Annotated in this window: 18 protein-coding genes and 1 tRNA gene; 10 read left to right on the top strand and 9 right to left on the bottom strand. The window is 64.2% G+C overall.

From position 1 onward, the window contains the following. Positions 1–121: 121 nt before the first annotated feature. From NGM28_RS09875 to NGM28_RS09850, 6 genes are all read left to right on the top strand, one after another. A tRNA-Arg gene (locus NGM28_RS09875) sits at positions 122–198 on the top strand. Between the two features lie 55 nt (positions 199–253). After that, positions 254–1,105: an alpha/beta hydrolase gene (locus NGM28_RS09870; protein ID WP_252089962.1), complete on the top strand. Its 852-nt coding sequence runs from the start codon at positions 254–256 to the stop codon at positions 1,103–1,105. A gap of 127 nt (positions 1,106–1,232) precedes the next feature. Further along, positions 1,233–2,963 (top strand): dipeptidase, encoded by a 1,731-nt coding sequence (locus NGM28_RS09865; RefSeq protein WP_252089960.1) that lies wholly within the window; start codon positions 1,233–1,235, stop codon positions 2,961–2,963. Positions 2,964–3,141: 178 nt separating this feature from the next. Beyond that, positions 3,142–3,495 carry a DUF4190 domain-containing protein gene (locus tag NGM28_RS09860; RefSeq protein ID WP_240064060.1) on the top strand — a complete coding sequence of 118 codons (354 nt, stop codon included), beginning with the start codon at positions 3,142–3,144 and terminating at the stop codon, positions 3,493–3,495. A 27-nt stretch (positions 3,496–3,522) separates the two neighbouring features. After that, positions 3,523–3,978: a DUF805 domain-containing protein gene (locus NGM28_RS09855; protein WP_240064089.1), complete on the top strand. Its 456-nt coding sequence runs from the start codon at positions 3,523–3,525 to the stop codon at positions 3,976–3,978. Positions 3,979–4,149: 171 nt separating this feature from the next. Beyond that, complete coding sequence (locus NGM28_RS09850; RefSeq protein WP_240064061.1) at positions 4,150–4,587, top strand: CBS domain-containing protein; 438 nt, start codon at positions 4,150–4,152, stop codon at positions 4,585–4,587. A 3-nt stretch (positions 4,588–4,590) separates the two neighbouring features. Here NGM28_RS09850 and NGM28_RS09845 read toward each other — a convergent pair whose 3' ends face one another. From NGM28_RS09845 to NGM28_RS09835, 3 genes are all read right to left on the bottom strand, one after another. After that, complete coding sequence (locus NGM28_RS09845; RefSeq protein WP_240064062.1) at positions 4,591–5,229, bottom strand: NADH:ubiquinone oxidoreductase subunit N; 639 nt, start codon at positions 5,227–5,229, stop codon at positions 4,591–4,593. A gap of 70 nt (positions 5,230–5,299) precedes the next feature. Beyond that, positions 5,300–5,542, bottom strand: coding sequence for a DUF2789 domain-containing protein (locus tag NGM28_RS09840; RefSeq protein ID WP_011531604.1), 243 nt, complete (start codon positions 5,540–5,542; stop codon positions 5,300–5,302). A 60-nt stretch (positions 5,543–5,602) separates the two neighbouring features. After that, positions 5,603–6,061: an aminoacyl-tRNA deacylase gene (locus NGM28_RS09835; RefSeq protein WP_213659102.1), complete on the bottom strand. Its 459-nt coding sequence runs from the start codon at positions 6,059–6,061 to the stop codon at positions 5,603–5,605. Between the two features lie 96 nt (positions 6,062–6,157). On the opposite strand from NGM28_RS09835, the gene NGM28_RS09830 reads away from it, so the two are divergent. Together NGM28_RS09830 and NGM28_RS09825 are read left to right on the top strand one after the other, a co-directional pair. After that, positions 6,158–7,501 (top strand): NfeD family protein, encoded by a 1,344-nt coding sequence (locus NGM28_RS09830; RefSeq protein ID WP_252089958.1) that lies wholly within the window; start codon positions 6,158–6,160, stop codon positions 7,499–7,501. A gap of 2 nt (positions 7,502–7,503) precedes the next feature. Then, positions 7,504–8,256, top strand: coding sequence for a slipin family protein (locus tag NGM28_RS09825; RefSeq protein WP_240064064.1), 753 nt, complete (start codon positions 7,504–7,506; stop codon positions 8,254–8,256). Between the two features lie 80 nt (positions 8,257–8,336). Here NGM28_RS09825 and NGM28_RS09820 read toward each other — a convergent pair whose 3' ends face one another. The 3 genes from NGM28_RS09820 to NGM28_RS09810 all read right to left on the bottom strand — a co-directional run bounded on the left by NGM28_RS09820 (position 8,337) and on the right by NGM28_RS09810 (position 11,619). Next, complete coding sequence (locus tag NGM28_RS09820; protein WP_011531600.1) at positions 8,337–8,969, bottom strand: LysE family transporter; 633 nt, start codon at positions 8,967–8,969, stop codon at positions 8,337–8,339. A gap of 152 nt (positions 8,970–9,121) precedes the next feature. Further along, entirely contained in the window at positions 9,122–9,709 is a 588-nt protein-coding gene (locus NGM28_RS09815; RefSeq protein ID WP_252089956.1) for a mechanosensitive ion channel family protein, read from the bottom strand. After that, positions 9,709–11,619, bottom strand: a complete 1,911-nt coding sequence (locus NGM28_RS09810; protein ID WP_240064066.1) for an ATP-binding cassette domain-containing protein — start codon at positions 11,617–11,619, stop codon at positions 9,709–9,711. The genes NGM28_RS09815 and NGM28_RS09810 overlap by 1 nt, the downstream gene beginning before the upstream one ends. Before the next feature lie 50 nt (positions 11,620–11,669). On the opposite strand from NGM28_RS09810, the gene NGM28_RS09805 reads away from it, so the two are divergent. After that, on the top strand, positions 11,670–12,149 hold the full coding sequence (locus NGM28_RS09805; RefSeq protein ID WP_252089954.1) for a TIGR02444 family protein: 480 nt from the start codon (positions 11,670–11,672) through the stop codon (positions 12,147–12,149). On the opposite strand, the gene NGM28_RS09800 is transcribed toward NGM28_RS09805, so the two are convergent. Beyond that, a complete protein-coding gene (locus NGM28_RS09800) occupies positions 12,125–13,201 on the bottom strand; it encodes an AlgP family protein (RefSeq protein WP_252089951.1) in 1,077 nt (358 codons plus the stop codon). The two genes, NGM28_RS09805 and NGM28_RS09800, sit on opposite strands and share 25 nt — an antisense overlap. Before the next feature lie 224 nt (positions 13,202–13,425). Here NGM28_RS09800 and NGM28_RS09795 point away from each other — a divergent pair, with 224 nt between their 5' ends. Next, the gene (locus NGM28_RS09795) at positions 13,426–14,091 is read left to right on the top strand and encodes an FKBP-type peptidyl-prolyl cis-trans isomerase (RefSeq protein WP_252089949.1); all 666 of its coding nucleotides are present in this window, start codon (positions 13,426–13,428) and stop codon (positions 14,089–14,091) included. 1 nt (position 14,092) lies between these two features. On the opposite strand, the gene rsd is transcribed toward NGM28_RS09795, so the two are convergent. Continuing rightward, entirely contained in the window at positions 14,093–14,563 is a 471-nt protein-coding gene (rsd, locus tag NGM28_RS09790; protein ID WP_213659094.1) for a sigma D regulator, read from the bottom strand. A 231-nt stretch (positions 14,564–14,794) separates the two neighbouring features. Next, positions 14,795–15,301 (bottom strand): disulfide bond formation protein B, encoded by a 507-nt coding sequence (locus NGM28_RS09785; protein WP_240064070.1) that lies wholly within the window; start codon positions 15,299–15,301, stop codon positions 14,795–14,797. Between the last annotated feature and the right edge of the window lie 155 nt (positions 15,302–15,456).

Raw genomic sequence — 15,456 nt, 5'->3', positions numbered from 1 at the left:
GGCAGCGCGGTGCCTGGATCGCGGCTGAAGCCGCTCCTACAGAAGGCAACCCACAGGGAAAAACAGCCTCATATCAAGGCGATGGACGCCACCGGCACAGATGGGTATCATGCGGCCCGTTGCACTCGTAGCTCAGCTGGATAGAGTACTGCCCTCCGAAGGCAGGGGTCGTGGGTTCGAATCCCGCCGAGTGCGCCATCTTCTGAAACCCCGGAATGCTTCCGGGGTTTTTTCGTTTCAGGGCACCGGTAGCGTGAAAGCCAACTGCGGGACCACTGTGGCGCTGCTTGTCTGTCTTGGCCTGCATGGCTGCTCGACCTTGCCCTTGCCGCAGCAGCGCAACCAACAGGCAGACGCGCTGGCCAGCACCGTGAACTTGATGCGCGAGCAGGTACGCACCGATACCTTCGTGCTGACCAGTTACGTGCGCATCGAACGCCCGGACCTGCCGCTGACGGTATACATCGAAGGCGACGGCCTGGCCTTCCGCACCCGTTCGCAACCCTCGGACAACCCCACGCCGCTCAACCCGGTGGGGCTGGCGTTGGCGGTGGCGGACTCGTCTGCCAATGTGCTCTACCTCGCCCGCCCCTGCCAATTCACCCGGATGGCCGACAACCCGCGCTGTGCCCTGGCGTACTGGACCGATAGGCGGTTCGCCGAAGAGGTGGTGCAGGCCATGAACCAGGCGGTCGATCACTATGCCCGGCAAGTCCCCGGGCAACCGCTGCACCTGGTCGGCTACTCCGGCGGTGGCGCCATCGCCGCACTGCTGGCGGTGCGCCGGGGCGACGTGGCCAGCCTGCGCACCGTGGCGGGCAATCTCGATGTAGCCGAGTTCAACCGGTTGCACAGGACCACCCCCATGCCCGCGTCACTCAACCCCATCGACCAGGCTGCCAGGCTGCGCGCGCTGCCACAGATTCACTTCCATGGCACCGCCGACCGCGTCGTGCCTGGCGTGATCGCCGAACGATTCGCCTGGGCGGTGGCAGGCAAGTGCACGCAAGTACGCGCGGTTCCTGGGATGGGCCACGGTGGTGACTGGGCGGCGCGATGGCCAGGCCTGCTCGCCGAACCAGCGCGCTGCGGGCGCGATCACTAGCTGGCGAAATTGTGCACGAATGCACGGTGCCGCCTCTCCCAAGGAGGCGTGCATTGGTGTTAGCGTGGGCACCTTCCCGTTTGCGTAAACGGGCACCTCCCACTCTTGCAAAGGAATGCGCACACCCATGCCATTTTCCAAGCTTTCCGCCGCTTCCGTGATGCTGGCCAGCCTGGCGATGCTCTCGATTCCGGCCCACGCCAACCTCTCCCAGCAACAGTCCGCCGCCATCATCAAGGCCTATGACGGTAGCAACCCGGCCGACTTCAAGCAGTTCCTCGGCAAACTGGCCGGCAGCGACCTGGCCAAGGCTGACAAGCTTGGCGACACCCTCAAGCTGTACCTGGCCGGCAAGCCGCTGAGCACTGAACAGCAGGACGAGATCAACCGCCTGCTGGGGCTGTACACCCGGATCAAATACGGCGAGGCCGCCAAGCAGACCCTGCGCGAACTGGTGGAGATCCCGACGGTGCGCAAAGAGGGCGTGCCACAGCACGAGAACCCGGAATTCCTCAAGATCGCCGACAAGATCAAGGCCCTGGCCGAGGGCTTCGGCCTGCAGTTCCGCAACGTCGACAACCGTGTCTACGAAATCACCCTCGGCGAAGGCAAGGAAGTGATCGGCATCCATGCCCACGCCGACGTGGTGCCGGTGACCCCGGAAAACTGGAAGCTCAAGGACGGCACGAAACTCGACCCGTTCAAGGTCACCCTGGTGGGCGACCGCATGTACGGCCGTGGCACCGAGGACGACAAGAACGGTATCGTCGTCGCGCTCTACGCGTTGAAAGTGGCCAAGGACGAGAAGCTGCCCCTGGCCCGCCAGTTCAAGCTGCTGGTGGACACAACCGAGGAAACCACCGGCGATGCGATCCCCTACTACTTCGCGCGCAACGCCACCCCCGACTACAACCTGGCGCTGGACGGCGGTTACCCGGTGGTGATCGCCGAGAAGGGCTACGGCACCGTCATGGCGACCTTCACCAAGCGCGCCGGCACCGGCAAAGGCGCCGAAGTGGTGAAGCTGACCGGTGGCCTGGCCACCAACCAGATCCCCGGCAGCTCGGTGGCGACGCTGGTCGCTGACAAGCCAGCCGACGTGGCCAAGGCCCTGGAAAAAGCCGGCGCCGAGTACGTCAAGCAACACGGCGGCGACTTCAGCATCGACGCCAAGGCCGAAGGCAAGCAAGTACTGCTGACCGTGACCGGCGTATCGGCACACTCCTCCGAGCCTGAGTCCGGGGTCAACCCGGTGGCGCGCATGCTCGACTTCCTCAACGGCGTGCAGAAGCAGGTGCCGCTCAAGCACAACCACATCACCGACGCCGCCCGCTACGCTGCCGACAACTGGGGCCTGGACTACCTGGGCAACAAGCTCGGCGTGGGTTTCAAGGACGATTTCATGGGCCCGCTGACCACCTCGCTGACCTTCGTCGGCCTGGATGACAAGGCGCTGAAGCTGGCGGTTAACCTGCGCATTCCCAAAGGCAAGTCGCTCGAGACCCTCAAATCCGAAATCTCCGACAAGCTCGGTGACTGGGCGCGCACCAGCCACACCTCGGTGGCCTTCGACTACACCCTCGACGAGCCGATGTACCGCAACCCCGAAGGCGAATGGGTCAAGGCGCTGCTGGCCGTGGCCAGCGAGAACCTGGGCATGAAGCACGAGTTCGGTACCTCCGCCGGCGCCACCTCGGTGCACGACCTGCCCAACGGCGTGCAGTTCGGCCTGGCCATGCCGGATGTGAAGTACACCGGTCACAACGACAACGAGTTCAAGACCGTGGAGCAGTTCATGCTCGACCTGCAGGTCGTCAGCGAGATGGTGGCGCGGATCGGGCAGATGCCGAAGCTCTGAAGCACTGGACTGAAACCGGAAGGCGCCTGCGGGCGCCTTTCTCATTTGCGCGTTAAATTTTTGGCGCCACTGTTTCGCCATCTATGAAATGTTTGGTAACCTTCGCGCCGGCCACCCGTTCGGGTGACACGTTATGCGAACAGGGACGCGTTCGACGAACGCTACAAAAGGAATTGCGATGGCGATGGTCTATTGCCGCGGCTGTGCAAGACAGCTGCACGAGACGGCACCCACTTGCCCACAATGCGGCGCTCCACAGCACGCAACTTCCCCTACGAACCCGACCACCGGCGAATCGCCGTGGATGGGCATCACCTCCCTGATTCTCGGCATCCTCTGTGTACTGACGCTGTTCGATGACGCTGACTGGGACGGTGAAACCCTCCTTGGCATGGTCATGCTCTCAATGGCGGGCCTGGTCCTGGGCATCGTCAGCATCAACCAGAAGAAACCCGGTCACGGCATGGCCATCGCCGGCGTGGTCATGGCAGTCATTTCACTGCTGTGCTTCATCGGCCTATCTGCTAGCTAATCAAAACGTGAGGGAAAACAAATGAGCATGGTGTTCTGCCGCGGCTGCGCCAAACAGATCCATCAATCGGCCCTGAGCTGCCCGGGCTGCGGCGCACCCCAGGCCGCCACTGCCGGCAACGGCACAATCGCGGGCACCGCTGCCGTGAGCAGTGGCAATGCCTACCTCGAAGTGATGAAGAAGTACGCCGTATTCAAGGGCCGCGCGCGCCGCAAGGAATATTGGATGTTCGTGCTCTTCAACCTGTTGATCACAATCGCGATCGGTTTCGTCGACAACGCAATCGGCACCAAACCGCTGCTGGGCCTGGTGTACAACCTGGCGATCATGATCCCGAGCATCGCCGTTGCTGTACGTCGTGTGCACGACAATGACCACAGCGGCTGGTGGTTGCTGGTCCCTATCGTCGGCTTGGTATTCCTGATCAAGGACGGCACCCCAGGCAACAACCGCTTCGGCCCGAGCCCCAAGGGCCTGGTGTAAGCGCAGCCTGTGCGTGAATTGAAAGGCGGCCTTCGGGCCGCCTTTTTTCATGCTGCCCGCGCATGACGTTTTTCAATCGCCTCCATGCCGTTTCCTGCATTGCCGTGCAGAGCGCCGTGCCGGATGCTTTATTTACTCCGACACATCGCCGTCCCACCCACTGAGGCCCGTATGAAGAACGTCGAACAGATCCTGAAAAACAAGTCGCAACCTCAGGCCGTCTATACCATCGCGCCTGATGATTCGGTGCTCGATGCCTTGAAACTGCTGGCGGAGAAAAACATCGGCGCCCTGCCGGTGGTGGAGAACGACCAGGTGGTCGGGATCGTCAGCGAACGCGACTACGCTCGCAAGCTGGTGCTCAAGGGCCGCTCTTCACCGTTCACGACCGTACGCGAAATCATGAGTTCGCCGGTGGTCACCGTCGACCCCAAGCAAAACCTCGAGTACTGCATGAACCTGATGACCAACCGCCACCTGCGTCACCTGCCGGTAGTCGATAACGGCCAACTGCTCGGGCTGCTTTCGATCGGCGACCTGGTGAAAGAGACCATCGCCGAGCAGGCCAACCTCATCCTCCAGCTGGAGCAGTACATTCGCGGCGAATGACCCTCAGTGGTAGGCGCGCTCCAGCTCGTCCAGCTGATGGTCGAAGCTGCGCAGCCGCGCCGACCAGGTGTACACCAGCACTTCCAGGTCACGGTTGAGCACCGCGGTGTTGCCACCGTCGCGCACCGGCGCATCGCACAGGTCCAGCTGATAGCGCTCGCGGGCCATGGCCGTGGCCACGCTGGACAGGTCGCGGGCATTGGCCAGCCAGTGGTGATGGTGATCATGCACTTCCCGGTCGAGCTCCCGGCACTGGCGCTTGAGCGCATCCAGGCTCTGCTCCAGGGGCGTGCCCTTGAGCTCGCCCATGACCTCTTCGAACGTGCGCCCGGAATGCCAGTAACTACCCCAGAAATAGCGGTCGAACACCGTCTCGACCCGGCGCAGGGCGACCTTGGTGTTCCAGATGGTCAGCAGTGTTCGCCCCTGGGCCACTTCGCGGCGGTTCAGGTGCAACTGCTGCCAGGCTATCCAGGCCAGCCCGCACAACGACACCGCCGCGGTGACGGCGGCGGCGGCATACAGAAACTGCACGGCCTGGTTCATCTGCTGGGTGTGCCGGATACCGTAGAAGTAGCCGGCGGTCAGGGTGCCCAGGATCGTCACGGAGCACCAGAAACCTGGTGCGTAGGGATCTTTCATCGCGCCATCCCCTGTTGTTTTTCCTGAGCATAGCAACGGCCCGATCACCCATCAGGTGCCGCTCGGCGCTTTATTTTCGCGGGCGACGCAAAGCCTCGTTGAGCTGGTCGAACAGCTCCGCCCAATCGGCATCTTCCTCGATGCTCTGCTTGAGAAACCCCCGCTGGGCGTCGTTCCAGAAGGGCGCATCCACCAGCTTCACATCCCCCTTGAGCGGCGAATGGCTGGTAATAAACTGGTCGATGCCCAGCGGATCATCCGGCAGCCCCAGTTGCTTGAACAGTTCGGAAAACTTGTGGATCGGCGCTTCCATGGTTCACTCCTTTGGCCGGGCCGGTCATCCACGATGCCAGCCCGGCATGGGTTGCGAGCATCAGCTCAATTCGCGCACTTCGGCGTGCGGCACCAGTTTCAAGTATTGCTCCATGCTCATGTGGATCAGATGATCGTGGTCACCTGCCTCGAGGTAGACGTCACCCTGGCGGGTCAGCGTGCGGTCGAGCAGCATCGGGATGTTGTAGGCATCGCCGAGCGCCGGGATCGCGCCACGTTCGCAGTCACCGAACAGGCTGGGCAACGCGCTCTCGCGGGTCAGCTGCCAGGCGCCGGTCATGCGCACCTCGGTCATGTCCAGGTGCCGGTTGGCCGGCAGCACGGCCATGATGTAGTTGCCATGGCGGTCGTCGAGCATCACCGACTTGGCGACCCGCTCGGCGGGCACGCCGGCCGTGCGCGCCGACTCCAGGCTGGTGGCCGAATGTGGATGGGGAACGATGTCGTAATCGCAGTTGGCCTGGTCCAGGCGCTGCTGAAGGGTCTTGGCCATTCGCATGATGCACCTCCGGTTTAGCCCCCACCCTCAAGTTTAGGCCGTGGTCGGTCGGGCACGGCTAAACTTCAGGAACAGGTCCGCACGAGGTGACGACAGGTGATCGCTCACGGCTGGCGCGTATTGTTGCTGTCACTGTTGCTTGGCCTCGCCCCGGGCGGCCAGGCTGCGCCAGGCGGCGATGTCTGGCTACTGAGCGTCGACGATGCCATTGGCCCGGCCAGCGCCGATTACCTGCTGCGCGGCCTTGAACAAGCACAGGCACAGAGCGCGCAACTGGTGGTAATCCGCCTGGACACTCCGGGTGGGCTGGACAGCGCCATGCGCCAGATCATCAAGGCCATTCTCGCCAGCCCCGTTCCAGTGGCCACCTTCGTCGCCCCGGGTGGCGCCAGGGCCGCCAGCGCCGGCACCTACATCCTCTACGCCAGCCATGTGGCGGCGATGGCGCCTGGTACCAACCTGGGCGCGGCGACACCGGTGCAGATCGGCGCGCCCGGCATGGGCGACAAACCGCCCGCCAACAAGGAAGACGACACCCTCGCTCGCAAGCAGGTCAACGATGCCGCCGCCTATATCCGGGGCTTGGCCGAGTTGCGCGGGCGCAACGCCGACTGGGCGGAAAAAGCGGTGCGTGAGGCCGTGAGTCTCTCGGCCAGCGAAGCCCTGCGCCTGAAGGTGATCGACCTGGTCGCCAGCGACCTGCCTGAACTGCTGCGCCAACTCGATGGCCGCACCTTGCAGGTCGCCGACCAGCCCGTACAACTGCGCACCGCCGACGCTGCAGTGGTGGAGCACCTGCCCGACTGGCGCACACGCCTGCTGGCAGTGATCACCAACCCCAGCGTGGCGCTGATCCTGATCATGATCGGCGTGTACGGCCTGTTGTTCGAGTTCATGAACCCCGGCACCGGCGCGGGAGGCGTGGTCGGCGGCATCAGCCTGTTGCTGGCGTTATACGCCCTGCAACTGTTGCCAGTCAGCCATGCCGGCGTGGCGCTGATCCTGTTGGGGATCGCTTTCATGGTTGCCGAAGCGTTCCTGCCCAGCTTCGGCGTGATCGGCTTCGGCGGCATCGTCGCCTTCGTGGTTGGCGCACTGATCCTGATGGACACCGACGCCCCCGGCTTCGGCATTCCCCTGGCGCTGATCATCAGCCTCGCCGTGGTCTCGGCACTGCTGCTCGGCGGCGTGCTGGGCATGGCGCTCAGGGCGCGGCGGCGGGCGCTGCTCAGCGGCGACGCCGGGCTGGTGGGCAGCCTGGTCACCGTGACCGTGGTACACCAGGACAACCCGTTCCTCGGCTCGGTACAGGCCCAGGGCGAACAGTGGCAGGCGCAGTGCGCGACCCCCTTGCAACCCGGCCAGCACGTCAGGGTCTTGGCCCGTAACGGCCTGACGCTCGAGGTCAGCGCCACTGCGCCCACGGCGCAAGGAGAGTGAAGATGTTCATGCAATTCGGTTTCGGCACCCTGCTGGTGCTGCTGGCCCTGTTGCTGCTGTCGGCCTTGCGCATCCTGCGCGAGTACGAGCGCGGGGTGGTGTTCCAGCTCGGGCGCTTCTGGCAGGTCAAGGGCCCGGGGCTGATCATCCTGATCCCGGGGATCCAGCAAATGGTGCGGGTCGACCTGCGCACCGTGGTGCTCGACGTACCGCCCCAGGACGTGATCACCCGCGACAACGTCTCGGTGAAGGTCAACGCCGTGGTGTACTTCCGCGTGCTCGACCCGCAGAAAGCGATCATCCAGGTCGAGGATTTTCTCAACGCCACCAGCCAGCTGGCCCAGACCACCCTGCGCGCGGTACTTGGCAAGCACGACCTCGACGAGCTGTTGGCCGAGCGCGAGCAGCTCAACGCCGACATCCGCGCCGTGCTCGACGCGCAGACCGACGCCTGGGGCATCAAGGTGGCCAATGTCGAGATCAAGCATGTCGACCTCAACGAGTCGATGGTCCGCGCCATCGCCCGCCAGGCCGAGGCCGAGCGAGAACGGCGGGCCAAGGTGATCCACGCCGAAGGCGAATTGCAGGCGTCGGAGAAACTGATGCAGGCAGCACAGATGCTGGGCAAGGAGCCTGGGGCTATGCAACTGCGCTACATGCAGACCCTGGGGGCGATTGCCGGGGACAAGAGCTCGACCATCGTCTTTCCGTTGCCGGTGGACCTGCTCAAGGGGCTGATGGACAGACAGCGTTGAGACAACACAATCCCTTGTAGGAGCCAGCTTGCTGGCGAACAGGGCCGTTCGCCAGCAAGCTGGCTCCTACAGGGTGCAGTTCAGATCGGCGCCCGACGCAGAGTCGCCAGGAAGGTCGCGGCACCGATGAACAGCCCGGCGAACGTGCGGTTCAGGCGCTTCTGCTGCTTGGGGGTGCGCAGCAGGCGCAGCACCCGCGAAGCCAGCCCGGTGTAGCCTGCCATCACCAGCATGTCGACGCTGATCATGGTCACGGTGATCGCCACGTACTGCGGCAGCAGCGCTTCATGGGGGTTGATGAACTGCGGCAGCACCGCGAGCATGAACACCAGCGCCTTGGGGTTGCTGACATTGACCAGGAAACCCCGGAACACCAAGCTCAACGGCTTGCCGATCGGGCGTACGCCGGACTCGTCGCTCATGTCCATCGGCAAGGCTTTCCATTGCTTGTAGGCAAGGTAGACCAGGTAGACGACACCGAACCACTTGATGATCTGGAAGGCGGTGGCCGACGCGGCGAGGATGGCGCCGACACCGGCGGCGATGATGGCGATCTGCACGATCAGGCCCAGTTGCAGGCCCAGGGCGTTCCAGTAGCCGCGCCAGAAGCCGTACTGCAGCCCGCTGGACATCGAGGCAATCGCCCCGGCGCCCGGCGACAGGCTGATTACCCAGCACGCGGCAAAGAAGGCCAACCACGTTTCCATCGACATCGCACACCTCGCTCGAACATTTATTGCAAAACGTTAAGCTACGGTGCTGGCGAAAAAATAACCAGTGGTTTTTACACCATCCACAGGTACTGCGCTGCACCTGTAGGAGCCGGCTTTGCCGGCGAACCGGCCAGTGCAGATGACGTCAGGCTTCAATCAGCCTCGATAGCCGGGTCTTTGACGGGTACCGGCACTTCAGCCCCCCGCCAACGCCGCACCGCCTTCTGGAAGAACTGGCTGTTGGGCACCTGCACCAGCGCCCCACCCGCCTCGGGCGTCTCCATCAGCGTGGTGTAGAGCAGGTTGATGGCGATCACCCGGCCTTTGACCCCCGGCTTGTCGAGGGTATCGACCAGCTCGACCACATCACCGATGCGAAACGGCCCGACGGTAAAGATCAGCACCGCGCACAGCAGGTTGGACAGCACGCTCCAGATGGCGAAGAAGGCCACCGCCGCCACCGCGACGAAACCGGAGAGTGCCGTCCACAACACCGTGGCCGACACCCCCATGCGCTCCAGCACGAACAGCAGCGCGCTGCCCATGATCAGCCAGCGCAGGGCGCCGCGCACCGGCACCATCAACTCGTGCGGCAGCGGATAACGCTCGCCGAGGCTCCTCAACCCACGGGCGACCATGCGCTGCAGGATGAACGCGGCGATCAGGATCAGCAGGATCTGCAGCCCCAGCCAGAACGTATCCATCCATTGCCCTGGCAGCAGCGAACGCAGTGCCTCCATCAGCTCAGCGCCTCGAGCTCGGCCTGCATGCTTTCCAGTGTTTCCAGGGCTTCCATCCAGGCCTCTTCAAGCTCGCCTTCGCGCTGCTTGAGCTTGGTCTGGCGGGCCAGCAGGTCGCGCAGCTCGTCCTTGCGCGAGGCCTCGTACAGGCCACTGTCGCCCAGGGCCGCTTCGATCTCGGCCAGTGCCTTGTGGACCTGGTTGAGCTCGGCTTCCAGCTTGTCGGCCGCCTTCTTGTGCGGCGCCAACTGCTGGCGCAAGGCCGCGGCGGCCTGGCGCTGAGCCTTCTTGTCGGTCTTGTCCGGGTTGACTGGCGTGCTGCTGGCCGGCGCGTTGCGCTGACGGTACTCGACCAGCCAACGGCTGTAATCGTCCAGGTCGCCGTCGAAGGTGTCGACCTTGCCGTCGGCCACCAGCAGGAAGTCGTTGGTGGTGCTCTTGAGCAAGTGACGGTCGTGGGAGACCACCACCACGGCGCCGGCGAACTCTTGCAGGGCCATGGTCAGCGCCAGGCGCATTTCCAGGTCCAGGTGGTTGGTCGGTTCGTCGAGCAGCAGCAGGTTCGGCCGCTCCCAGGCGATCAGCGCCAGGGCCAGGCGCGCCTTCTCGCCACCAGAGAAATTGACCACCGGCTCGTCGACGCGATTGCCGTGGAAGTCGAAACCACCGAGGAAGTCGCGCAGGGTCTGCTCGCGCTCGCCGGGGGCGATGCGTTGCAGGTGCAACAACGGGCTGGCCTTGTCGTCCAGCGAATCGAGCTGGTGCTGGGCGAAGTAGCCGACGGCAAGGTTCTCACCCCGCACCAGGCGGCCGGACAACGGCTGCAGCTCGCCGGCCAGGTTCTTGATCAGGGTCGACTTGCCCGCGCCGTTGGGGCCGAGCAGGCCGATGCGCGCGCCAGGCGCCAGCTGCAGCTTGACCTTCTCGAGGATGGCTTTGTCGCCATAGCCCAGGCGGCCTTCGGACAGGTCGAGCAAGGGGCTGGAGATTTTTTCGGACTCGCGGAAGACGAAGTCGAACGGCGAGTCGACGTGGGCCGCCGACAGCTCCTCCATGCGTTCCAGGGCCTTGATCCGGCTCTGCGCCTGGCGGGCCTTGGTGGCCTGGGCCTTGAAGCGGGCGATGTACTTTTCCATGTGCGCGCGCTGCGCCTGCTGCTTCTCGTAGGCTTGCTGCTGTTGCGCCAGGCGTTCGGCGCGGGTGCGCTCGAAGGCGCTGTAGCCGCCCTTGTAGAGATTGAGCTTGCGCTGCTCGACGTGCAGCACATGGTCGACCACGGCATCGAGGAAGTCGCGGTCGTGGGAGATCAGCAGCAGCGTGCCCGGGTAGCCCTTGAGCCAGTCCTCGAGCCAGAGGATGGCGTCGAGGTCCAGGTGGTTGGTGGGCTCGTCGAGCAGCAGCAGGTCGGACGGGCACATCAGCGCCTGGGCCAGGTTCAGGCGCATCCGCCAGCCACCGGAGAAGTCGCCGACGCGGCGGTCCATCTGCTCATTGGTGAACCCAAGGCCGGCCAGCAGCTTGCGCGCGCGGGCGTCGGCGGTGTAGCCGTCGGCGCTGTCCAGCTCACTGTGCAGGCGCGCCAGGGCGGTGCCGTCATGGGCCTGCTCGGCGGCGGCCAGGTCAGCCTGGACCTTGCGCAGGCGGGCATCGCCATCGAGCACATAGTCCACGGCGATGCGGTCGAGGGTATCGACCTCCTGGCGCATGTGGGCGATGCGCCAGTCGCCAGGCAGCAGGCAGTCGCCGGCATCGGGCGACAGCTCGCCGCGCAGCAGCGCAAACAGGCTGGATTTGCCGGCGCCGTTGGCACCGATCAGGCCGGCCTTGTGACCGGTGTGCAAGGTCATCTCGGCGCCTTCTAGCAGGCGCTGTGGACCACGCTGTAAAGTGAGGTTCGATAGTCTGATCATGATGGTCGCGGAGTCTACCAGCTTCCCCGATCACTGGCGCGAGTGAAACCATGCACACCGACCTGTGGAACCATGCCTTGGCCCTGTACGCACGGCCAGGTGTCGAAGGCGCCTGCCTGGCCCTCCAGGCGTTGGGCGGCGATGTCTGCCTGCTGCTCTGCGGCACCTGGCTGCAGGCACGCCAGGTAGCCCCGAATGAACAACGGATACAGGCCCTTCAAGCATTGGCCAGCCCCTGGCAGCGAGACGTGGTCACCCCACTGCGCACGTTGCGCCAGCAGTGGCGCGAGCAGGCATTGGCCGACCCGAACTTGAGCGTGCTGCGTGAGCAAGTGAAGAACCTGGAGCTACAGGCTGAACGCACGCTGCTTGAGCGCCTGGAAACATTGGCCCGCGTGTGGCCCGCCGAACAGAATGAGACGGAAGATTGGCTGGCCCGACTGACGCCGGACCAGGCCCGGGATCACGACGCGCTGCATACGCTGCGCGCCGTGGCCCGGAGGCTTCAGGAGGCCGAGGAGGGCGACTGAGCCGGGGTGCTGGCCGCTGCGGGGGCTGGTGCTGCCGGGCTGGCCACCGGGGCCGGCGTGGTGCTGGCGGCTGGCGTGGCTGGCTTGGCGGCGGGTTTCGCCGCTACGGGCTTGGCTGGAGCCTTGACGGTGGCTGGCTTGGCCGGTGCCTTGACGACAGCGGGCTTGGCTGCAGGCTTCGCAGCAGCAGGCTTGGCCGGGGCTTTTGCGGCAGCAGGTTTAGCGGCTGGCTTGGCTGCAGGTTTCGCAGCGGCGGTCTTGGCCGGGGCTTTTGCGGCGGCAGGTTTGGCGGCTGGCTTGGCTGCAGGTTTCGCAGCGGCGGTCTTGGCCGGGGCCTTGGCAGCGACAGGTTTAGCGGCTGGCTTGGCTGCAGGTTTCGCGGCGGCGGTCTTGGCCGGGGCCTTCACGGCAGCGGGTTTGGCGGCTGGCTTGGCTGCAGGTTTCGCGGCGGCGGCCTTGGCCGGGGCCTTCGCAGCGACAGGTTTAGCGGCTGGCTTGGCTGCAGGTTTCGCAGCGGCGGCCTTGGCCGGGGCCTTCGCGGCAGCGGGTTTGGCGGCTGGCTTGGCTGCAGGTTTCGCAGTGGCGGTCTTGGCCGGGGTCTTTGTTGCAGCTGGCTTGGCGGCCGGCTTTGCAGCGGCTTTCGGTGCCTCTGAGCGCAAGTGCAGCGCCTTGGCCGCAGCCTCGCGAACCTTGCCCACGCCTTGGGCCAGTTTCAGGCTTTCCTGGGCATCACGCTTGAGCTGCTGGATATAGGTGCGGGTCTGGGCCTGGCGGTCCTTGAGTGCATCGAGCAGTGCTTCAAGTTCACCGGCGGCTTTCTGTGCCTTGCCTTGTGCCTTGGCTTTGCCAGCCTTGGCCGCGTCCTGCAACTTCAGGCGCGCGTTGTGCAGTTTCTCCTGCGCCTTGCCACGTTGTTTTTCCAACTTGGCCAACAGTTTCTCGGCATCCGCCAATGCTTGGGAGCAGGCATCTTCCAAATGTTCGAGCAGGCTGCCCGAAAGTTGCTGGAGCAGGTGCAACGGCGTACTGACTGCTTTCTTTTTGGCCGACATGGATTACCTCCTGGCTGACGAGAGTGCGACTCATACTATGCTTCTGCTGCTACTGCCGCTAGGGCATGTTGACAGTATCAGTAGCGCCGCGTTGCATGCCTGGGCAAAGTTGTTGTCTTGCAGCTGGAAGCAAGTGTAGTTGCCTGTTAATTCCTTGCCGACAATTGCACATCTTTCTTCGACAACGCTGGCATACTTCGCGCTCTTTGCAGCAGGAGTCGACCATGCCTCGTTACCTGATTCTCGGCCTGTGCCTGGTGGCCCCACTGGCACTGGCCAACCCCGAGTCCCCACCCGGCAACGACAGCGACCTGGCCTACAGCCTCGGTGCCAGCCTGGGCGAGCGCCTGCGCCAGGAAGTGCCAGGCCTGCAGCTCGATGCCCTGGTCGAAGGCCTGCGCCAGGCCTATCAGGGCCAGCCGCCACGGATCGCCAAGTCACAGATGGAGGCGATCCTGCAAAAGCATGATGAGCAGGCCAATGCCGCCGCCGAACAGGCGCGCGTGGACACCCTGCTGAGCGCGGAAAAACGCTTCATGGCCACCGAGCGCGCACGTGCCGGCGTTCATGAGTTGCCCGAGGGCATCCTCTACAGCGAACTGGCCAGCGGCAACGGTGCACAACCCAAGGCCACCGGCAGCGTGCAAGTGCGTTACGTGGGGAAACTGCCGGACGGCTCGGTGTTCGACCAGAGCCAGCAACCGCAGTGGTTCAAGCTGGACTCGGTGATCGAAGGCTGGCAGGTGGCGCTGCCCAGGATGAAGGCGGGGTCGAAATGGCGGCTGGTGATACCGTCGGCGCAAGCTTATGGCGCCGACGGCGCGGGCGACCTGATCGCGCCCTACACCCCTTTGGTGTTCGAGATCGAACTGCTGGCGGTGGCCAACTGAGTCAGGCCTGCACCGCGTCCTCTTCCTTGTGCGCGGTGTGCAACACTTCGATGAGGCAATCCTCCAGCTCGAAGCGTTCGCGCAACAGGCCGCCCAGCTTGCCCAGCTTGTCCGCGAAGCGCTCGGGGTCGGTGCACTCGCCCTTCTCGCAATGGTCGTTGAAGGCCAGCGCGATCTGGGTGCTGTCATCGATACGCGGGTTGATCTGCGTGGCCAGTTCCAGGGCCTTGGTATCGCCAAAAGCCTTGGCCTCGCTGACCAGCTGCTCGCTGACCTCGAAGTGCCAGGCCGAGACATAATCGACCAGGAGCGCACAGAAATCGCGGTTCTTGTCCTTGTCGGCAAAGGCCGGCTTGGCATCGCGCAATGTGCGGAAGGCTTGCACCAGTTCCTGGCGCTCCTCCAGCCAACGATCGATCAGCTTGTGAACACCGCCCCAGCGTTCCTGGGCGTTCTGGCAACTATCGAGCATGGCGATCTCTTCCCTTCTGGATAGATGCCGCTGCACCTCGCGACACAATACCGTGGCACAAAGGTGACATCAGCAGGACGGCATCGAACAGGTGTGTTTTGGGTATGCGTGCTGCGAGATTATTCCCGCGCGACCTGGCCTTCAAGGTACGCAGTGGACAAAGTTCATACAAGCGTTTAATCCCGTTCCCACCTGCCGCTGGTCGAGCAACCCCTACGGCATTGCTCTGGATCAAGTCATCGCGCGCTTGCGGAAACGATACGCCACCAGCCAGGACAAGGGCATCGCGGCCAGCAGCAAGAACGCCAGCAAGCTCCATTCGGGCAAGGTCAGGTCGAGGAAGCTCCAGCTGATGGAGACACAATCCGGGCTGCCCAGCAGGAACATCTGCAGTATCTCGCCCAGCGGGCGCTGCAGGATCTGCTCGACCGGCAGGTGACATCCGTCGACCACCTGAGGGTCGCCCTGCAACCAGACATGCCGGCCGGCCAGCAGCGCGCCGCCGAACGCGCTCGCCAGCGCCAAGCCTGCATAGGCACGTCGCCCTCGGGCGGTGGGTGAATGCACGAGCGCGGCCAGGCACACCAGGGCGTACACCCCCAGCATCAGGCGCTGGCTGAAACACAGCGCGCAAGGCACAAGGCCGACCACCGACTCCAGGTGGAACGACGCCACCAGCACAGCCATCGAGGCCAGCAGGGCGGGAAGGAAAAAGCTGCGCAGGCAGGCCAGCGACATGGGTGATGAATGTCCGCGAAGTGGGGGAAGTGGTTGGAAACGGTAGAGGAAAGGAGCGCTTTGTATCAAGGCGCTACGGCGCGGACAAGTCGCTGATTGGCAAGGAAACGCTTCTAATGCAAGTAGGAGCATTCCTATGGAGCAAGAGGATTTTT

The organism is Pseudomonas sp. MWU13-3659 (assembly GCF_023757525.1).
Lineage (GTDB): Bacteria > Pseudomonadota > Gammaproteobacteria > Pseudomonadales > Pseudomonadaceae > Aquipseudomonas > Aquipseudomonas entomophila_E.
This window is presented reverse-complemented; position numbering and strand designations above follow the sequence as displayed.

What these genes read in the sequence shown, in the direction of transcription:
- NGM28_RS09795 (WP_252089949.1), top strand. Translation starts at nt 13,426, where the DNA reads ATGCCTCGTTACCTGATTCTCGGCCTGTGCCTGGTGGCCCCACTGGCA.
- rsd (WP_213659094.1), bottom strand. Translation starts at nt 14,563, where the DNA reads ATGCTCGATAGTTGCCAGAACGCCCAGGAACGCTGGGGCGGTGTTCAC.
- NGM28_RS09800 (WP_252089951.1), bottom strand. Translation starts at nt 13,201, where the DNA reads ATGTCGGCCAAAAAGAAAGCAGTCAGTACGCCGTTGCACCTGCTCCAG.
- NGM28_RS09820 (WP_011531600.1), bottom strand. Translation starts at nt 8,969, where the DNA reads ATGTCGATGGAAACGTGGTTGGCCTTCTTTGCCGCGTGCTGGGTAATC.
- NGM28_RS09855 (WP_240064089.1), top strand. Translation starts at nt 3,523, where the DNA reads ATGGTGTTCTGCCGCGGCTGCGCCAAACAGATCCATCAATCGGCCCTG.
- NGM28_RS09860 (WP_240064060.1), top strand. Translation starts at nt 3,142, where the DNA reads ATGGCGATGGTCTATTGCCGCGGCTGTGCAAGACAGCTGCACGAGACG.
- NGM28_RS09815 (WP_252089956.1), bottom strand. Translation starts at nt 9,709, where the DNA reads ATGGAGGCACTGCGTTCGCTGCTGCCAGGGCAATGGATGGATACGTTC.
- NGM28_RS09835 (WP_213659102.1), bottom strand. Translation starts at nt 6,061, where the DNA reads ATGCGAATGGCCAAGACCCTTCAGCAGCGCCTGGACCAGGCCAACTGC.
- NGM28_RS09785 (WP_240064070.1), bottom strand. Translation starts at nt 15,301, where the DNA reads ATGTCGCTGGCCTGCCTGCGCAGCTTTTTCCTTCCCGCCCTGCTGGCC.
- NGM28_RS09850 (WP_240064061.1), top strand. Translation starts at nt 4,150, where the DNA reads ATGAAGAACGTCGAACAGATCCTGAAAAACAAGTCGCAACCTCAGGCC.
- NGM28_RS09805 (WP_252089954.1), top strand. Translation starts at nt 11,670, where the DNA reads ATGCACACCGACCTGTGGAACCATGCCTTGGCCCTGTACGCACGGCCA.
- NGM28_RS09840 (WP_011531604.1), bottom strand. Translation starts at nt 5,542, where the DNA reads ATGGAAGCGCCGATCCACAAGTTTTCCGAACTGTTCAAGCAACTGGGG.
- NGM28_RS09810 (WP_240064066.1), bottom strand. Translation starts at nt 11,619, where the DNA reads ATGATCAGACTATCGAACCTCACTTTACAGCGTGGTCCACAGCGCCTG.
- NGM28_RS09845 (WP_240064062.1), bottom strand. Translation starts at nt 5,229, where the DNA reads ATGAAAGATCCCTACGCACCAGGTTTCTGGTGCTCCGTGACGATCCTG.
- NGM28_RS09825 (WP_240064064.1), top strand. Translation starts at nt 7,504, where the DNA reads ATGTTCATGCAATTCGGTTTCGGCACCCTGCTGGTGCTGCTGGCCCTG.
- NGM28_RS09865 (WP_252089960.1), top strand. Translation starts at nt 1,233, where the DNA reads ATGCCATTTTCCAAGCTTTCCGCCGCTTCCGTGATGCTGGCCAGCCTG.